General features: G+C 70.1%; 19 protein-coding genes. 14 read left to right on the top strand and 5 right to left on the bottom strand.

Features of this window, described 5'->3' with window-relative positions; all coding sequences use genetic code 11:
• Positions 1-3 precede the first annotated feature (3 nt).
• Positions 4-558, bottom strand: coding sequence for a DUF1992 domain-containing protein (locus LC438_RS02400; protein ID WP_223585728.1), 555 nt, complete (start codon positions 556-558; stop codon positions 4-6).
• A gap of 88 nt (positions 559-646) precedes the next feature.
• Here LC438_RS02400 and LC438_RS02395 point away from each other — a divergent pair, with 88 nt between their 5' ends.
• Positions 647-1,969: an MATE family efflux transporter gene (locus LC438_RS02395; RefSeq protein WP_223585727.1), complete on the top strand. Its 1,323-nt coding sequence runs from the start codon at positions 647-649 to the stop codon at positions 1,967-1,969.
• A 140-nt stretch (positions 1,970-2,109) separates the two neighbouring features.
• On the top strand, positions 2,110-2,400 hold the full coding sequence (locus tag LC438_RS02390; RefSeq protein ID WP_223585726.1) for a DUF2730 domain-containing protein: 291 nt from the start codon (positions 2,110-2,112) through the stop codon (positions 2,398-2,400).
• Between the two features lie 15 nt (positions 2,401-2,415).
• Here LC438_RS02390 and LC438_RS02385 read toward each other — a convergent pair whose 3' ends face one another.
• Complete coding sequence (locus LC438_RS02385) at positions 2,416-3,066, bottom strand: TrmH family RNA methyltransferase (RefSeq protein ID WP_223585725.1); 651 nt, start codon at positions 3,064-3,066, stop codon at positions 2,416-2,418.
• Between the two features lie 87 nt (positions 3,067-3,153).
• Here LC438_RS02385 and LC438_RS02380 point away from each other — a divergent pair, with 87 nt between their 5' ends.
• The 7 genes from LC438_RS02380 to LC438_RS02345 all read left to right on the top strand — a co-directional run bounded on the left by LC438_RS02380 (position 3,154) and on the right by LC438_RS02345 (position 9,307).
• Entirely contained in the window at positions 3,154-4,440 is a 1,287-nt protein-coding gene (locus LC438_RS02380; protein ID WP_223585724.1) for an Nramp family divalent metal transporter, read from the top strand.
• 34 nt (positions 4,441-4,474) lie between these two features.
• Positions 4,475-4,765 carry a hypothetical protein gene (locus LC438_RS02375; protein ID WP_223585723.1) on the top strand — a complete coding sequence of 97 codons (291 nt, stop codon included), beginning with the start codon at positions 4,475-4,477 and terminating at the stop codon, positions 4,763-4,765.
• Positions 4,766-4,788: 23 nt separating this feature from the next.
• Positions 4,789-5,418 carry a metal-dependent transcriptional regulator gene (locus LC438_RS02370; RefSeq protein WP_105674322.1) on the top strand — a complete coding sequence of 210 codons (630 nt, stop codon included), beginning with the start codon at positions 4,789-4,791 and terminating at the stop codon, positions 5,416-5,418.
• Positions 5,419-5,525: 107 nt separating this feature from the next.
• Complete coding sequence (locus LC438_RS18410) at positions 5,526-7,595, top strand: glycoside hydrolase family 10 protein (protein WP_263294794.1); 2,070 nt, start codon at positions 5,526-5,528, stop codon at positions 7,593-7,595.
• A 165-nt stretch (positions 7,596-7,760) separates the two neighbouring features.
• Positions 7,761-8,573, top strand: a complete 813-nt coding sequence (locus LC438_RS02355; protein WP_105674326.1) for an HAD-IIA family hydrolase — start codon at positions 7,761-7,763, stop codon at positions 8,571-8,573.
• 3 nt (positions 8,574-8,576) lie between these two features.
• Positions 8,577-9,146 carry a YdeI family protein gene (locus LC438_RS02350; protein ID WP_105674328.1) on the top strand — a complete coding sequence of 190 codons (570 nt, stop codon included), beginning with the start codon at positions 8,577-8,579 and terminating at the stop codon, positions 9,144-9,146.
• Positions 9,143-9,307, top strand: coding sequence for a hypothetical protein (locus LC438_RS02345; RefSeq protein ID WP_181155886.1), 165 nt, complete (start codon positions 9,143-9,145; stop codon positions 9,305-9,307). The genes LC438_RS02350 and LC438_RS02345 overlap by 4 nt, the downstream gene beginning before the upstream one ends.
• A gap of 15 nt (positions 9,308-9,322) precedes the next feature.
• Here LC438_RS02345 and LC438_RS02340 read toward each other — a convergent pair whose 3' ends face one another.
• A complete protein-coding gene (locus LC438_RS02340; RefSeq protein ID WP_105674331.1) occupies positions 9,323-10,474 on the bottom strand; it encodes an anhydro-N-acetylmuramic acid kinase in 1,152 nt (383 codons plus the stop codon).
• A 213-nt stretch (positions 10,475-10,687) separates the two neighbouring features.
• Between LC438_RS02340 and LC438_RS02335 the strand changes: the two genes are divergently transcribed.
• Positions 10,688-11,044, top strand: coding sequence for an apolipoprotein A1/A4/E family protein (locus tag LC438_RS02335; protein WP_223585722.1), 357 nt, complete (start codon positions 10,688-10,690; stop codon positions 11,042-11,044).
• A gap of 28 nt (positions 11,045-11,072) precedes the next feature.
• Here the strand turns inward: LC438_RS02335 and LC438_RS02330 are convergent, their stop codons facing one another.
• Both LC438_RS02330 and pyrE read right to left on the bottom strand, forming a co-directional pair.
• Positions 11,073-11,975 carry an ROK family protein gene (locus tag LC438_RS02330; protein WP_223585721.1) on the bottom strand — a complete coding sequence of 301 codons (903 nt, stop codon included), beginning with the start codon at positions 11,973-11,975 and terminating at the stop codon, positions 11,073-11,075.
• Entirely contained in the window at positions 11,972-12,532 is a 561-nt protein-coding gene (pyrE, locus tag LC438_RS02325; protein ID WP_223585720.1) for an orotate phosphoribosyltransferase, read from the bottom strand. The genes LC438_RS02330 and pyrE overlap by 4 nt, the downstream gene beginning before the upstream one ends.
• A 104-nt stretch (positions 12,533-12,636) precedes the next feature.
• On the opposite strand from pyrE, the gene LC438_RS02320 reads away from it, so the two are divergent.
• The 4 genes from LC438_RS02320 (at position 12,637) to LC438_RS02305 (ending at position 16,831) form a co-directional block, all read left to right on the top strand.
• Positions 12,637-13,173 (top strand): YbhB/YbcL family Raf kinase inhibitor-like protein, encoded by a 537-nt coding sequence (locus tag LC438_RS02320; protein ID WP_223585719.1) that lies wholly within the window; start codon positions 12,637-12,639, stop codon positions 13,171-13,173.
• Between the two features lie 164 nt (positions 13,174-13,337).
• Complete coding sequence (locus LC438_RS02315; protein WP_181155887.1) at positions 13,338-13,769, top strand: heme-binding protein; 432 nt, start codon at positions 13,338-13,340, stop codon at positions 13,767-13,769.
• Positions 13,766-15,937: a malate synthase G gene (locus tag LC438_RS02310; RefSeq protein ID WP_223585718.1), complete on the top strand. Its 2,172-nt coding sequence runs from the start codon at positions 13,766-13,768 to the stop codon at positions 15,935-15,937. Before LC438_RS02315 ends, LC438_RS02310 begins: the two co-directional genes overlap by 4 nt.
• A gap of 48 nt (positions 15,938-15,985) precedes the next feature.
• Complete coding sequence (locus LC438_RS02305) at positions 15,986-16,831, top strand: exodeoxyribonuclease III (RefSeq protein WP_223585717.1); 846 nt, start codon at positions 15,986-15,988, stop codon at positions 16,829-16,831.
• Positions 16,832-16,945 lie beyond the last annotated feature (114 nt).

Here is a 16,945-nt window from a genome sequence, read left to right as displayed (position 1 = left end):
CGCTCAGCCCCTGCGTCGGATGCCGAAGCGGCGGCGCTTCGGCATCGCGGGAGCCTGGGGGATCGGGCGCGCCGCCCTTCGGTCCGCCCACGCGACGACCTCCGCATCGATGTCCCGCGGCTGCGTGACCACGGGCGGGCCGCCCTGCAGCTGCCGTCTCGCCTCCAGCACCCGGCGGTTGAAGTCCGCGAGCACGTCGCGCACATCGGCCTCGCGGCCGAGGAGGTCGAGCTGATCGTCCAGCTCGCGGTCCTCGGCGCGGAGGAGGATGGCGGGAGGGCCGAGCCCCGTGAGGTTCTCGGTCTCGATCTTCCGGCGGATCCACCAGTCCGGATCGTGGTGGTCGCCGAGGCCCTCGATCGGCTTCCCCGCGCCGGGGAGGTCGTCGAAGTCGCCCCGACGGATCGCGACCTGGATCGCGCTCTCGATGTAGGCGGCCCGGTCGACCGCCGCGGCGGCTCCGGGTGGCGTCCCGGTGTCAGCCTCGGCATCCGCGTCCGCCTCGCCGCTCTGCTGACGCGCTCGATATCTCGCTGCCGCTTCTCGTGGATCGCTCATGTGCACCTCCGACTGCTCTCCAGCGTACGACGGCCGCGCAGTCAGGGCGCGGAGACGCGGTGTCCCCGCCAGCGCCTAGGCTCTGAGGGTGACCAGGCCCGCCTCTCTGAACCGCGACATCCTGCGGCTCGCGGTGCCCGCGCTGGGCGCGCTGATCGCCGAGCCGGCCTTCCTCATCGTCGACGCCGCCCTCGTCGGCCACCTCGGCACCACACCGCTCGCCGGGCTCGGCATCGCGGGAGCCGTCCTGCAGACGATCGTCGGGCTCATGGTCTTCCTCGCCTACTCGACCACCCCCGCCGTCGCCCGGAGGTTCGGCGCTGGTGCGCCGGGAGACGCCGTCTCGGTGGGCGTGAACGGCATGTGGCTGGCCCTCGGACTCGGAGCCGTGCTCGCCGTGATCGGCGCCGTGTCGTCGCCCTGGCTGGTGTCCCTGTTCGGGGCGAGCGACGCCGTCGCGGCTCAGGCCGACGACTACCTCCGCATCTCGATGTGGGGTCTGCCGGCGATGCTGATCGTGTTCGCCGCGACCGGGCTGCTGCGCGGCATGCAGGACACGGTGACGCCGCTGTGGATCGCGGGGCTCGGGTTCGGCGCCAACGCCCTGCTGAACGTCCTCTTCATCTACGGCTTCAACTGGGGCATCGCAGGATCGGCCGTCGGCACGGTGACCGCGCAGTGGGGGATGGTCGCCGCCTACGTGCTGGTCGTGCGGCGCCTCGCGACGAGGCACAGCGCCTCCCTGCGGGCGCAGCGCGACGGCATCCGCGGCACGGCCAGGTCGGGAGGCTGGCTGTTCCTGCGCACGGTGAGCCTGCGGGTGGCCCTGCTCGCCACCGTGGGCATCGCGACGGGCATCGGCACCACGGAGCTCGCCGGCTGGCAGATCGTCTTCACGATCTTCTCGGCCGCGGCCTTCGCTCTCGATGCGCTCGCGATCGCCGCTCAGGCACTGATCGGCAAGGAGCTCGGCGCCGGAGACGAGCGCAGGGTGCATCGCGTGCTCGCGCGCACCGTCGCGTGGGGCGCCTGGTTCGGCGTGATCGTCGGCGCCGTGATCGGCGCGCTGTCCGGTGTGCTCGGGATCCTGTTCACCGGCGACCCGGAGGTCGCGTCCCTGGTCCAGCCCGCCCTCATCGTGCTCGCCGTCGCACAGCCGATCGCCGGGGTGGTCTTCGTCCTCGACGGCGTGCTGATGGGCGCCGGCGACGCCAGGTATCTGGCGGTCGCGGGCGGCCTCAACCTCGTGCCCTTCCTCCCCGCGCTGTGGATCATCTCGGCGAGCGGTGTCGACGGCAGCGCCGGGCTCGTCTGGCTCTCGGTCGCCTTCTTCGGCGTCTACCTCCTCGCCCGCCTCGGCACGCTGGGCTGGCGGGTGCGGTCGGGGCGCTGGGTCACGGTGGACGCCTGAGGCCCCGACTCCTCGCCCACAGCCGGGGCCGACGCACGACTTCTCCACACGCTTGCGGATGTCCGGAATCCGTCACATCTGTGTACCGCGCATCCCTGGCACGCTCGTCGTGAGCGCAACAGAATGGGAGGGTGCTCGCGATGAACGAACCTCAGGTCTGGACGCTGATCGGCGTCTTCGCCGCCGGACTGTTCGGGATGCTGACGATCATGTCCACGATGTTCGTCCGCATCATCCGCACCGAGATCGGCGGACTCCGCAGCGAGATCCGCGGTGACATGAACGAACTCCGCGCCGAGATCCGCGGTGACATGAACGAACTCCGCGCCGAGGTGAAGGGCGACATCGCCTCCCTGCGCGGCGATATCCGCACCCTCGACCGTGATGTCAACTCGCTCATGAAGAACACCTTCGGCATCGACCGCGACTGATTCCGGCGAGGCGCCTCAGCCCGCGTACCTCCGGCACCACTCGTACATGATCACGGCGGCCGCGGCGCTCGCGTTGATCGATCTCGTCGAGCCGTACTGGGTGATCTCGATGTGCGCGGACGCTGCGGCGAGCGCCTCGGCGGAGAGCCCCGGCCCCTCCTGCCCGAAGAGCAGCACGCACCGCTCGGGAAGTTCGGCGTGGTCGACGGGCAGGGCGCCGTCGACGTTGTCGACGGCGATGATCGGGAGGCCCTCGGCCTCGGTCCAGGCGGTGAAGGCCTGCACATCCTCGTGATGCACGACGTGCTGGTACCGGTCGGTGACCATGGCTCCGCGCCGGTTCCAGCGACGGCGTCCGATGATGTGCACGGTGTCTGCGAGGAAGGCGTTGGCGCTGCGCACGATCGAGCCGATGTTCATGTCGTGCTGCCAGTTCTCGATCGCGACGTGGAACGGATGCCGGTGCGTGTCGAGGTCGGCGACGATCGCCTCCATGCGCCAGTAGCGGTAGCGGTCGACGACGTTGCGGGTGTCGCCGACGGCCAGCAGCTCGGGGTCGTACTGCTCCCCCGCCGGCCACGCCGATTCACCACCCGGCCAGGGCCCGACGCCGTATCCCGGCTGCGTCGCCGATCCTGTCGGCGTCTCGGCACTCTGCTCGTCCATCCCGCCAGGTTATCCGGCACTGAGGCCGTCGACGTCCCGCGGCGACCGACTATTTAGGTAGACCGAAAAATCCGCTACGATTTCGGCATGCCTAAAAATTCCGCGATCGACGACGCCCCCGCCGTACGGACCACCGCTCCGCGCAGCCTCTGGCTCCTCGGGCCGGCGCTCGTCGCCGGAGTCGCGTACCTCGACCCCGGCAACGTCGCGAGCAACATGACCGCCGGCGCCCAGTACGGGTACCTGCTGGTCTGGGTCGTGATCGCAGGCAACGTGATGGCGTGGCTCATCCAGTACTTATCCGCCAAGCTCGGCGTCGTCACGGGGCAGAGCCTCCCCGAGATGCTGGGGGCCCGCCTGCGTCGACCGTGGGCGCGGCGCGCGTACTGGCTGCAGGCCGAGCTCGTGGCGATGGCGACCGATCTCGCCGAGGTCATCGGCGGGGCGGTGGCGCTGAACCTCCTGTTCAACGTGCCGCTGCTGCTCGGCGGCCTCATCACCGGCGCGGTCTCGATGGTCCTGCTCGCGGTGCAGAGCCGTCGAGGGCCCCGCCACTTCGAGTTCGTGATCATCGGCCTCATGGCGATCATCACCATCGGCTTCGTCGCCGGCGTGTTCGTCGCACCCCCGGGCCCGACGGGGGTCGTGGGCGGACTGGTCCCCCGGTTCGAGGGCACGGGTTCGGTGCTCCTCGCGGCATCCATCCTCGGCGCGACGATCATGCCGCACGCGATCTACGCGCACTCCTCCCTCGCCCGCGACCGATTCGGCTCCGCGGCGTCGCACGCCGAGACCGAGGCGGTCCGGACCGAGACCTCCCGCATCCGCCGGCTGCTCACCGCCACCCGCTGGGACGTGTCGATCGCGATGGTGATCGCCGGCTCCGTGAACCTCGGCATCCTCCTCCTCGCCGCGGCCAACCTCGCGGGCGTCGCGGGAACCGACTCCCTCGAGGGAGCGCACGCCGCCCTCGCCGCGAGCCTCGGCCCCGTCGTCGCGACGTTCTTCGCCGTCGGGCTCCTCGCCTCCGGTCTCGCCTCTACCTCGGTCGGCGCCTATGCGGGCGCGGAGATCATGCACGGCCTGCTGCACGTGCGCGTGCCGCTGCTCGCCCGACGGCTCGTCACGCTCATCCCCGCGCTCGCCATCCTGTGGGCGGGGGTCGACCCGACGCTCGCGCTGGTGCTGAGCCAGGTGGTGCTGTCGTTCGGCATCCCGTTCGCGCTCATCCCCCTGGTGGCGCTCACCGCGCAGCGGCGCACCCTCGGCCCGTGGGCCAACCGCGTGTGGACGACGGTCGCGGGGGTCGCGGCATCCGTGCTCCTGATCGCGCTGAACGGCGCCCTGCTCTGGCTGGTGCTCACGGGGGCGTAAGTCCGGCTCGCGCTCGGCGGTTAGGCTCGAAGCCATGACTGCCGAAGCCAAGGTCCGCCTGCTCACCTGGATCGGCATCGCGACCGGCCTGGCCGGAGGACTCCTCATCGCCTTCCCGAAGATGCTCCCGGTCGGCGGCCCGTGGGTGCAGCTCGGACTCGGCATCGCGACCCTCGTGCTGGCGTTCCGCGCGCGCAAGATCGGCATCGCCGACATCGAGGGCTTCGACGGCCGCCTGTCGCTCGCGGCCGCACTGCTCGGATTCCTCGTGGTGTTCTTCGCCGGACAGGTCGCGTTCGGCATCCTCGTCGACGTCGCGAACTGACCGCCGACGCGTAGGCTGAGACCGTGGCATCCCCGGCAGCTGACGACTATCTGAAGACCGTCTACGCGCACACCGAATGGCAGGATGCTCCCATCACGCCGTCGGTGCTGGCCGCGAAGCTCGGGATCGCCCCCTCGTCCGTCACCGAGATGGTCAAGAAGCTCGCGGCGGCGGGCCTCGTCTCGCACGTGCCCTACGGAGCGGTGCGGCTGACCGATGCCGGCACCGCACGCGCCCTGTCGATCATCCGCAGGCACCGGCTGATCGAGACCTGGCTGGTGCGGGAGTTCGGCTACGGCTGGGACGAGGTCCACGACGAGGCCGAGGTGCTCGAGCACACGATCAGCGACCGGCTGCTCGAGGGCATCGATGCGCGGCTCGGACGCCCGCGGTTCGATCCGCACGGCGACGCGATCCCGGATGCCGACGGCGCGGTCATCCGCGAACCGTTCGTCCTGCTCGCGGATGCCGTCGAGGGCCACGTCGGTCGCGTCCTCCGGGTCAGCGACCAGGACCCGGAGATCCTGCGCGCGGTCGAGGCCGCGGGCGTCGCGGTGGGGGTCGAGGTGTCGGTGACCGCCGGCGGCTTCTCCGTCGACGGCACGGAGGCCGAGATCGCCCACGCGGCCGATGTGATCTGGCTCACGTCCTGAGACCACGCCCGAGAACCCCGCGTACCGTCAGGTCAGGGGGTGTCAATTGTTTCCACTTTTGTGCAAGACTCTGAAAACAATTATCACCCTGCTCGAAAGAGGACTCGATGAAGAGACGCCCCCTCGTCGCCGCGACAGCCGCGCTGCTGATGGTCGGAGCGCCCGCTGCCATGGCGGCGGCAGCCCCCGACACGGAACTCCTTTACTCCTACGTCAAGAACGCCGACGGCACATACGGCTACGGCGACAAGCCGGTGTACACGTATCCGGGCTCCGGCGCCCAGGTCGCGGTTCCCGCCGCCCTCGCCCCGGAGAACCGTCGCTTCTCCAGCGCGTGGGTCGCGACGATCGGCAACCTGAACTTCGGCAAGCCGACGAGCGCAGCCGACTTCGACGCGAAGTACGACGCGGTGCTCGACGACTTCGAGGCGTGGAACATGAACGCCGTGATCTTCCAGGTGCGCCCGCTCCTCGATGCGTACTACCCCTCGGAGATCAACCCCTGGTCCGAGTTCGTCTCGGGCGCTCAGGGCACGGATCCCGGCTACGACCCGCTGGCCCGGATGGTCGAGGCGACCCACGCCCGCGGCATGGAGTACCACGCCTGGCTCAACCCCTACCGCGTGACGAACACCAAGATGACGGCGGCGAGCATCCTGTCGGCGCTGAAGCTGACGGCGGATCAGGTCAAGGCGCTCACGACGACCGAGTACATCGCCGCCCTCAACGCGGCCGGAGTCCTGGCCGATGACAACTTCGCCGTGCAGCACCCCGACCTCGTGCTGTCGTTCGACGAGAAACTCTTCCTGAATCCGGGGCGACCGGAGGTCCGGGACTACGTCACGGCATCCGTGGCGGAGATCGTCGCGAACTACGACGTCGATGCGATCCACTTCGACGACTACTTCTATCCGTATCGGATCAGCGTCAACGGAGCGAACGTGTTCTTCGGCGACGCCGGGGAGGACAGGGCGACGTTCGAGCAGTACGGCCTGGCCGCCGGCTACGCGGACACCGTCGCCGGCGTCGAGCAGTGGCGACGCGACAACGTCACGGCGCTGATCACCGAGGTCGGGGATGCGATCGACGACCACAACGACCAGGACGGCACCGCCGTGCAGTTCGGTGTCAGCCCGTTCGGGATCTGGGAGCACAGCGCTCTCGACCCCGCGGGGTCTCACACCCCGACCGGCTCGTCCCAGAGCTACAGCAAGTCGATCTTCGCGGACACCCGCGGCTGGGTGCAAGACGAGCTCGTCGACTACCTCACCCCGCAGATCTACTGGAGCTTCGACCAGGCGGCGGCCCCTTACGGAGAGCTCGCGCAGTGGTGGAGCAACACCACCGCCGACAGCCGCACGCAGATCTACACCGGCCACGCCCTGTACAAGCACGTGAGCAACGGGGGCTTCGACCCCGCATGGATGAACCCCGAAGAGGTCCCCAACCAGATCCGGTTCAACCAGACCCTCGACGGGATCGACGGCAGCGTGCTCTTCAGCTACAACGACATGAAGCCGAGCGCCGTCGCCGCGCTCCCGGCCGATCAGCAGCCGCGCAACCAGGCGAAGAACGATGCGATCGCCCTGCTGAAGTCCGAGGCCTTCGCGCGGCCGACGATCGTCCCCGCCAAGCCCTGGCTGTCGGACGGCGTCGTCGCCGCCCCGACCGACGTGACGCTGAAGGACGGGCGGATCACCTGGAAGGCCGGGGACGCCGCGGAGGCACGCCAGTACGCGATCTACCGCGGCACCGGGACTCCCGCGCAGGTCGTCGCGACCGGCGGCACGCTCGTCGACACGTTCTGGGCCGGAGGGTCCGCCGAGCTGGGCTACGACCTTCCGCCGACCGTCGCGGCCGCCGCCGGAGAGACCTGGGTCGTCACCGCGCTGGACGCAGCCGCGGTGGAGAGCCTTCCCGTCGCCGCCGCCGCCCCGGTGGATCCGATCGACCCCGTCGACCCCGTCGATCCGGTCGACCCGGTCGATCCCGCGGGTCCCGCAGGCCCGGCGACGGGCGCCGGCGGTTCGTCGCCCTCCCGTGACGGCGCTCTGGCGACGACGGGTGGGACCGCGCCCACCGCTGCCCTGCTGATCGGCGGAGGACTCCTCGCCGCCGGCGCCGCAGCAGCAGCGGTCGCCGCCGCTGCCCGCCACCGCCGCAACAGGGCCGACTGAGCCGGTGCGACGGCCGACCCCGGCCCGCCGTCGCACCTCCCCGACGAAGGCCGTCCTCCGCTCCCCCGGAGGGCGGCCTTCGACCATCGGGCGCCGCGCACTCCCCCGACCCGATGCGGCAGACCTCGTCACCTGCGCGACACACGCGCCCAATAGGCTGTGCACATGGCCCAACGCGACGACATCGAATGCTGGCTCACCGACATGGACGGCGTGCTCGTCCATGAGAACGACGCCATCCCGGGCGCGTCCGAACTGCTCGCCGGATGGGAGAGCTCGGGCATCCCCTACCTCGTGCTGACCAACAACTCGATCTTCACGGCCCGCGACCTCTCCGCGCGGCTGCGCACCAGCGGCCTGAACGTGCCGGAGGACCGCATCTGGACGTCCGCCCTCGCGACCGCCGACTTCCTGAAGCAGCAGCTGCCCGGCGGGTCCGCCTTCGTGATCGGCGAGGCCGGCATCCTCACCGCCCTGCACGACGCGGGGTTCATCATGACCGAGACCAACCCCGACTTCGTCGTCGTCGGCGAGACGCGCAACTACTCCTTCGAGGCGATCACCAAGGCGATCCGACTCATCAACGACGGTGCGCGCTTCATCGTCACGAATCCGGATGCCACGGGCCCCAGCGCCGACGGACCGCTGCCGGCGACCGGGGCGATCGCCGCGCTCATCACCAAGGCGACCGGCAAGGAGCCCTACGTCGTCGGCAAGCCGAACCCCATGATGTTCCGCTCGGCGCTGAACAAGATCGGGGCGCACTCCAAGCGCACCGGCATGATCGGCGACCGCATGGACACCGATGTCGTCGCCGGCATCGAGGCGGGGCTGCACACGGTGCTGGTGCTCACGGGTATCAGCGACCAGGTCGAGATCGAGAAGTACCCGTTCCGTCCGGATGAGATCGTGCAGTCGGTGGCCGACCTGCTCCCGCGCATCACCGAGACGATCACGACGGTCAAGACGAAGAAGTGAGCGATGGGCGTCCTCGACGAAGGTGAGCGCGTCACCGCAGCCGATGCCGTCGTCTGGCGCGCGTGGCTCCAGGAGAACCACGAGCGCGCGGCGGGCGTCTGGCTGCTGAGCGTGCGGGGCAACAACGACGTCGGCGTCGGCTATGAGGACGCGGTGCGCCAGGCGCTCTGCTTCGGCTGGATCGACGGGCCCGTGCGGACCTTCGACGATCGGACCGTCGGCCAGTGGTTCTCTCCGCGACGGCCGTCGAGCGGCTGGGCGGCGACGAACAAGGCGCGCATCGCAGAGCTCGAGGCCGAGGGGCTCCTCGCCCCCGCCGGCATCCGCGTGCTGGAGGCGGCGAAGGCGAACGGCTCGTGGAGCGTGCTCGACGGCCCGGAGGCCGGGATCGAGCCGCCCGAGCTCACTCAGGCGCTGGACGCCGTGCCCGCCGCCAGGGAGAACTGGGACGCGTTCCCGAAGTCGGTGAAGAAGCTCGGGCTCACGAACATCGCGATGGCCAAGCGGGACGAGACCCGTCGCGCCCGGATCGCGAAGATCGTGGCCGATGCCGCAGAAGGGAGGCGACCGTGAATCAGAGCGATCTGCTGTTCCTCGTGGTCACGCTGATCCTCGTGACCTCGCTCGTGGTGATCATCGTGCAGTTCGCGCGGTCGCGACGACGCGGAGGGTCGGACGACGGCCGCGCCGGCTGGTGGGAAGGCCCCTGGGACGACGACGACCGACGACGCTGATCCGGAGCGGGCCGATCAGCTCAGGGTCAGGCTCTCCACGCGGGCGACCGGCTCCGGCATCCGCAGCGGGCCTGCGCCCGGCGTGATCGTTCCGAGGATGCGCGGCTCCCGCGCCCCCGTGCCGCCGGGGATCACCGCGGCGACCCCGTGCATGGTGCACCAGCCGATCAGTGCGAAGAGGATCGCCTCCTTGCTGTCAGCCGATGCCCCGAGCTCGTCCGCGAGGACGACCTCCACTCCGGGCAGCGCGTCGCGCAGGCCTCTCATGATCAGCGGGTTGTGGCACCCGCCGCCCGACACCGCGAGGTAGCCGATGCCCGCGGCCCTGACGTCGTGCGCCACGGTGCGGACGGTCAGCTCCGTGAGGGTGCGCACGAGATCGGCGTCCGCGATGTCCCTGTCGCCGACGTGCGCACGCACGTAGTCGAGGTGGAAGTGCTCCTTGCCGGTGCTCTTCGGGGTGGGAAGCGCGTAGTACGGATCATCGAGGAGGGCGGCCAGGAGGGTCTCGTCGACGGTGCCGGCGAGGGCGATCTCGGCATCCGCATCGTAGCCGCGCTCGTTCAAGCCCTCGGCGACGACGACCGCATCGACCAGGGCGTTCGCGGGGCCGATGTCGTAGGCGACGAGACCCGAGGGCCCCGTGATGGTGATGTTCGCGATGCCGCCGAGGTTGACGGCGGCCGAGACGCCGGGGCGGCCGCGCAGGAGCAGCTCGTCGAGGAACGACACGAGGGGCGCGCCGTGCCCGCCCGCGGTGATGTCGCGGATCCGCACGTCGGAGACGACCGGCGCCCCGACGCGCTCTGCGATCCAGGCGGGCTGGCCGATCTGCAGGGTGCCGAGGGCGTGGCCGGCATCCACCCAGTGGAAGACCGTCTGGCCGTGCGTGCACACGGCGTCGACTCCGCCGACGGATGCCGCAGCGGATGCCGCGACCTCTGCGAACTCCTGCCCGATCAGGGTGTCGAGCTCGCACACCTCCGCCAGCGTGGTGGGCGCGGGTGGGAGCGCGGCGACGAGTCGGGCACGGAGGTCGGGGCTGTACGGAACACTGTCCTCGTGCAGCACGGTGCCGTGCAGCGCGCCGTCTGCGTCGGCGAAGTCGACGACGGCGACGTCGATGCCGTCATGAGAGGTGCCAGAGAGCAGGCCGAGTACGCGCATGCGCTTCCTTCCGGGGTCTTCTACGAGGGTACGACGAATTTGTAAGGAGAGCGTACGGAATCGTCCGCCGCCGGCCGAGGAGACCTGTCGTCCTCAGCGATCGATCTGACGGATCTCTCCCCAGATCGTGGACGAAGGCGCGAGACGGAGGGATGCTGGAGTCGCGGATCCGTAGATTCGTCCTCGTCCACCCATCTCGAAACGGAGGCGAAGATGTCCCTCGACACCCTGACTGTCCTCATTGGCGCCGTAGGTGCGGTGGTGAGCATCGGCGCCAGCATGTTCGCCGGCGCGGGATGGATCGTCCGCCGCATCGACGGGGTCGAGAGCAAACTCACCCACCGCATCGACGGCGTCGAGAGCAAACTCACCGCACGCATCGACGACGTCGAGAGCAAACTCACCGCACGCATCGACGACGTCGAAACCAAACTCACCGCAGGCATCGACGACGTCGAAACCACACTCACCGCACGCATCGATGCGCTCGCGAGCGATGTCGTCGAGGTGAAGATCGCCGTCGCGCGCCTCGAAGGCCCGCCACGGCACCTCGTCGTCGCAGGCCGCTGAGCCGGAACCTTCGGCGGCGAGCGAGCCGCTAGCGCAGAACGAGAGCCGCGGCGCCGATGAGTGGACCCTCGTCGCCGAGACCCGAGCGCACGACCCGCGCGCGACGTGAGTACTCGTGTGCCGCGCTCGCGGTGAGGGCCTGCTGTACGAGGTCGATGTAGTCCGCGGAGACGCGGGAGAAGCCTCCGCCGATCGCGATCGTGTCGAGGTCGACGAGGGTCGCGGCATCCGCCAGCGCCTCGCCCACGGCGCGCGCCGAGCGCTCGATCGCCGCGCGCGCGATGGCGTCGCCGGCCGCGGCGTCCCTGGCGAGGTCTTCGCCGGTCGCGCCGGTCCAGCCCTGCTGCTGCGCCCATGCGGCGCTCGCCGGCCCGGAGGCGATCTCCTCGAGCGTGAGCCCGCCCTCGCGGCGCACCTGACCGAGATGACCGGCGTTGCCGGTGGCCCCGGGGATGTACGCGCCGTTCGCGACGAACCCCCCGCCGACCCCGGTCGAGACCACGATCGACAGAGACGCACCAGCGTCCTGGGTCGCTCCCAGCCACGACTCGGCGAGCGCGAGCGCTCCTCCGTCGTGCCCGAGCACGGTCGGAACCTCACGTCCGAGCACTCGGGATGCCGCGACGTGCACGGCCTCCGCGAGTCCGAAGCCTCGGGCGAGCGGCATGTTCACCGGCATGATCGCCCCCGCTGCGCGGTCGATGGGGCCGGCGCTGCCGACGCCCGCGCCCACGAGCTCGGCGCCTGCGGGGAGTGCGGCGAGCGCATGCGAGACGATCGCGGAGACGGCATCCGTGAGCGAGGCGAACGTGGCCTCTCGCCCCGTCGCCTGACGGCTGCGGCTGCCGTCGACCAGAGTGCCGTCCTCGCCGACGAGGGCGGCCTCCATCTTCGTGCCGCCGACATCGACGGCCAGCGCGTAGCGAGTCACTGGGGGTCGAGTCCGAGGTCGTCGAGATCGAACGCCGCGCGCCACTCCAGGCTCTCGGCCTCGATCGCGGCCTGCGCACCGGTCTTGCGGTCGACGATGACGGCGACGGCCACGATCTCGGCGCCCTCCTTGCGCAGCGCCTCGACCGCCTTGAGGGCGGACTGCCCGGTGGTCGAGGTGTCTTCCAGCACGACCACGCGCTTGCCCTTGACGTCGGCGCCCTCGATCTGCCGGCCGCGGCCGTGGTCCTTGGGTTCCTTGCGCACGACGAAGGCGTCGAGCGGCGTTCCGGCGGCGACCGACGCGTGCAGCACCGAGTTCGCGATCGGGTCGGCGCCGAGGGTCAGTCCGCCGACAGCCACGACGTCGAGGTCGCCGATCAGATCGAGCATGATGCGGCCGATCGCGGGCGCGGCCCTGTGATCGAGGGTGAGCTTGCGCATGTCGACGTAGTACGTCGCCTTCTTGCCGCTGGAGAGGGTGAAGTCGCCGTGGAACACCGCCTCGTCCGTGATCAGGTCGAGAAGTGTCTGGCGGTCTGCGTCGAGTGCGGTCACGGCATCCAGTGTAGAAGGAGCGGAGCCGAGAACCGCATGCGGCGGGTATGGATTCGCCGGCGGCATCCGCCTATCGTGGCCGTGACCGACTCGAAGGAGACTCCGTGTTCGCATACGACCCCTACGCCGCCCTCGCCGAGCTGCGTCCGACCGCCGTCCTGGAACTGTCCAGCCCCGACTTCGCGGGCGGAGGCGCACTGCCCGTCCTCGCCTGGTCGTCGGAGCGCGGCGGCGCGGACCTCACGCCGCGGCTGCAGTGGTCGACTCCCCCTGCGGGGACGAAGAGCATCGCGATCTCCTGCTTCGACCCCGATGCGCCGACGGGCTCGGGGTTCTGGCACTGGGCGGCCTTCGACCTCCCCGCCGATCTGACCGAGCTCGACTCGATCGACGGGACGGCGGCGAGCCTTCCGACCCGCGCCAAGGTCATGCCGAACGAGGCTCGGCTGCAGCGCTTCATCGGCGCCGCTCCCCCTGCGGGCACCGGAGTGCACCGCTACTTCTTCGTGGTGGACGCGCTCGATGTCGATCACCTCGACCTCACCGGCGACGAGACCCCGGGGACCCTCGGCTTCCACCGCCACTTCCACACACTGGCCCGGGGCGTCCTCGTGGGGACGGCCGACCCGTCGGAGCGCTGAACGACCGGCATCCGCCCCCGACGCGATGCTGCAGGGCGGTGCTGCGGCGCGCGTCTGGACAGGACTCGGTGTCATGTCATATGATTCCATCATGCGAAATCAAATATTCGCTATGTGAAGAATCAGAACGCACGCCCCGACCTGCCCGACACGAGGAGACGCCGATGTCTACCCACCGCCAGATCGTCGCCATCACCTACGAGACGGCCGTGCGCGCCGTGTCCATCGCGATGGAGGTCGGTGAGCGGCACGGAGTGAAGACCGTGGTCTCGGTCGCCGACCCGTCGATGACCCTGATCGCGTACGGCATGGCCGACGGGGCGACGCCGCACAGCTCGGAGACCAGCCGCCGCAAGGCCGCGACCTCGGCGTCCACGCGCCGTCGGACCGGGCGGATCCCCGACGCGCTCTCGACGACCCTGCCGCTGGGCACAGGCGGAGCGCTGACCACGATCGACGGAGGCGTGCCGATCTTCTTCGGCGACGACCTCGTCGGCGGGCTCGGCGTCGCCGGCGGCAGCCCCGCCCAGGATGCGGACATCGCACTCGAGACTCTGAGGCGCCTCGGCGCACGAGTAGAAGGAATGGAATCATGACCGAGTACCTCACCCGCGCCGACCTCTCGGTGGCCGCCCCGATCGTGGAGTTCGCCGAGGCGTCGCTCTCCGATGCCGGACGCGACGTCGATGCGTTCTGGTCCGGGGCGAGTGCGATCGTGCACGACCTCGTCCCCCGCAACGCCGCGCTCCTGCGCACGCGCGACGAACTGCAGCAGCGCATCGACGAGTTCCACCGCTCGAATCCCGGCGTGCCCGACCGCGATGCGTACCGCGCGCTCCTCACGGAGATCGGCTACCTGGTCCCCGTGCCTTCCGAGGTCACGGTCACCACGGTGGACGTGGATCCCGAGATCGCGACCATCGCCGGCCCTCAGCTGGTCGTCCCTCTCCTGAACGCGCGCTTCGCGATCAACGCCGCCAACGCCCGCTGGGGCTCCCTCTACGACGCGCTGTACGGCACCGACGCGATCGATCAGACCGGGGACCTCGCGCCCGGTGCGGAGTTCAACTTCACCCGCGCCGCCGCCGTCGTCTCGTTCGGCCGCGAGCTCCTCGACGAGATCGCCCCGCTGGAGACCGGCTCGCACCGCGATGCGACCGGCTATCGCGTCGACGCCGACGGACTGATCGTGCAGACGGCATCCGGTGATCGCCGCCTGGCATCGTCCGCGGCCTTCGTCGGGCACACCGGCGACGCGGATGCGCCCACCGCCGTGCTGCTGGTGCACAACGGCCTGCACGCCGAGATCGTGATCGACCACATCGGACGCATCGGCCGCACCGACGGCGCTGGTGTGCAGGACATCATCCTGGAGTCCGCTCTGACCGCGATCCTCGACCTGGAGGACTCGGTCGCCGCCGTGGACGCCGACGACAAGGCGCTCGGTTACCGCAACTGGCGCGGCTTCATGGACGGCACGCTGTCCGAGACCGTCACCAAGGGCGGACGCACATTCACCAGGACGCTCGCCGCCGACCGCACGTATCGCACCGCCGACGGCGGCGAGGTCACGCTTCCCGGCCGCTCGGTGCTGTTCGTCCGCAACGTCGGTCACCTCATGCGCACGGATGCCGTGCTGGACCGCGACGGCGGCCCCATCTTCGAGGGCATCCTCGACGCGATCATGACCGCGCTCGGCTCCCTCCCCGAGCTCGAGGGAGCGGATGCCGGACGCAACTCCCGCACCGGGTCGATGTACATCGTGAAGCCCAAGATGCACGGGCCGGAGGAGGTCGCCTTCGCCGCCGAGCTCTTCGGCCGGGTGGAGGAGCTGCTCGGGCTGCCCGCCCTCACGATGAAGGTCGGGATCATGGACGAGGAGCGCCGCACCTCGGCGAACCTCGCGGCCTCGATCGCCGCGGCATCCGATCGGGTGGTGTTCATCAACACCGGATTCCTCGACCGCACCGGCGACGAGATCCACACCTCGCTGCATGCAGGGCCGTTCCTGCCGAAGGCCGCGATCAAGGCGCAGCCGTTCATGAAGGCCTACGAAGACCGCAACGTGGCGATCGGCCTGGCCTCCGGTCTCGACGGGCGCGCGCAGATCGGCAAGGGCATGTGGGCGGAGCCCGACCTCATGCACGACATGCTCGTGAAGAAGATCGCGCACCCGCAGTCGGGAGCATCCACCGCCTGGGTGCCGTCTCCGACCGCCGCGACCCTGCACGCCCTGCACTACCACCGGGTCGATGCGTTCGCCGTGCGCCCGACGCTGCCCGCCGTGGGCGAGAGCGCGCTGGACGCCCTACTGGTCCCGCCGCTGGCGGGCGATGGCGACCTCACCCCGGAGATCGTCGCGAACGAGATCGACAACAACGTGCAGTCGATCCTCGGCTACGTGGTGCGGTGGATCGATCAGGGCATCGGCGTCTCGAAGGTGCCGGACATCAACGGCGTCGGCCTCATGGAGGACCGCGCGACGCTGCGGATCTCCAGCCAGCTGCTCGCCAACTGGCTCGCCCACGGCGTGATCACCGAGGAGCAGATCGACGACAGCCTGCGCCGACTGGCGCCCGTCGTCGACGCGCAGAACGCCGGAGACCCGAACTACGAGCCGCTGGCGTTCGCCGAGGACGCGGAGCCGGGCATCGCGTTCACGGCGGCCCGCCGCCTGATCGTCGAGGGGGCCGCCCAGCCGAGCGGCTACACCGAGCCGCTGCTGCACGGTCTGCGTCGCGAGAAGAAGGCCGAGCAGGCCTGAGCCGCGGGGAGTGCCGTCATTGTCGGCGCTCCCCCATAGGCTGTTCTCATGCGCTTGGCCACCTGGAACGTCAACTCCATCCGCACCCGTGTCACCCGCACCGTCGAGTTCGCCGTCCGCGAAGACATCGACGTGCTGGCGATGCAGGAGATCAAGTGCAAGCCCGAGCAGTTCCCGTACGGGCCGTTCGAAGAGGCCGGGTACCACGTCGAGGTCCACGGCCTGAACCAGTGGAACGGCGTCGCCATCGCGAGCCGCCTGCCCGTCACCGACGTCCGCACAGCGTTCGACGGGATGCCCGGTTTCGCGAAGGGGCACGAGGGTCCGGATGCTCCGCTCGAAGCCCGCGCGCTCGGCGTGATGGTCGACGGGGTGCGCGTGTGGAGCCTCTACGTGCCCAACGGACGCGCGCTCGACGACCCGCACTACGCCTACAAGCTGCACTGGCTGGAGGAGCTGAAGAAGTCCACCGCCGCCGAGCTGCAGGCGAATCCGGCGCTGCCGCTGGCGCTCGTGGGCGACTTCAACATCATCCCCTTCGACGCCGACAACGGAGACCCCGACATCGTCGTCGGCCGTTCGACGCACGTCTCCCCTCAGGAGCGCGACGCGTTCTTCGCGATGGCGGATGCCGGCGTCTCCGACGTCGTGCGGCCGCTGCTGCCCGAGGGGTACACGTACTGGGACTACCAGCGCCTCAAGTTCCCCCGCAACGAGGGCATCCGCATCGACTTCATCCTCGGATCGAAGACCCTGGCGGATGCCGTCACCGGGGCCTCCATCCACCGCGACGAGCGCAAGGGCGAGCAGCCCAGCGACCACGTCCCGGTGGTCGTCGACCTCGACTTCGGCTCGGCCGATGAAGACGACGACCTGCCGATGATCTTCTCCTGACCTGCCCGGTCGTCGCTGACACCGGTCGTTGAGCGAGACTCGCAACCCGGTCGTTGAGCGAGCGACGGTCGTTGAGCGAGCGAAGCGAGACGAAACGCAGAGACGAAACGCAGA

The sequence above is a fragment of the Microbacterium sp. OVT16B genome, assembly GCF_019969705.1.
In the GTDB taxonomy this organism is placed as follows: Bacteria; Actinomycetota; Actinomycetes; order Actinomycetales; family Microbacteriaceae; genus Microbacterium; species Microbacterium natoriense.
This window is presented reverse-complemented; position numbering and strand designations above follow the sequence as displayed.

Coding starts and splice junctions, on each gene's coding strand:
- LC438_RS02400 (WP_223585728.1), bottom strand. CDS start 558: ATGAGCGATCCACGAGAAGCGGCAGCGAGATATCGAGCGCGTCAGCAG.
- LC438_RS02390 (WP_223585726.1), top strand. CDS start 2,110: ATGAACGAACCTCAGGTCTGGACGCTGATCGGCGTCTTCGCCGCCGGA.
- LC438_RS02340 (WP_105674331.1), bottom strand. CDS start 10,474: ATGCGCGTACTCGGCCTGCTCTCTGGCACCTCTCATGACGGCATCGAC.
- LC438_RS02375 (WP_223585723.1), top strand. CDS start 4,475: ATGACTGCCGAAGCCAAGGTCCGCCTGCTCACCTGGATCGGCATCGCG.
- LC438_RS02355 (WP_105674326.1), top strand. CDS start 7,761: ATGGCCCAACGCGACGACATCGAATGCTGGCTCACCGACATGGACGGC.
- LC438_RS02310 (WP_223585718.1), top strand. CDS start 13,766: ATGACCGAGTACCTCACCCGCGCCGACCTCTCGGTGGCCGCCCCGATC.
- LC438_RS02315 (WP_181155887.1), top strand. CDS start 13,338: ATGTCTACCCACCGCCAGATCGTCGCCATCACCTACGAGACGGCCGTG.
- LC438_RS18410 (WP_263294794.1), top strand. CDS start 5,526: ATGAAGAGACGCCCCCTCGTCGCCGCGACAGCCGCGCTGCTGATGGTC.
- LC438_RS02385 (WP_223585725.1), bottom strand. CDS start 3,066: ATGGACGAGCAGAGTGCCGAGACGCCGACAGGATCGGCGACGCAGCCG.
- LC438_RS02380 (WP_223585724.1), top strand. CDS start 3,154: ATGCCTAAAAATTCCGCGATCGACGACGCCCCCGCCGTACGGACCACC.
- LC438_RS02335 (WP_223585722.1), top strand. CDS start 10,688: ATGTCCCTCGACACCCTGACTGTCCTCATTGGCGCCGTAGGTGCGGTG.
- LC438_RS02305 (WP_223585717.1), top strand. CDS start 15,986: ATGCGCTTGGCCACCTGGAACGTCAACTCCATCCGCACCCGTGTCACC.
- LC438_RS02350 (WP_105674328.1), top strand. CDS start 8,577: ATGGGCGTCCTCGACGAAGGTGAGCGCGTCACCGCAGCCGATGCCGTC.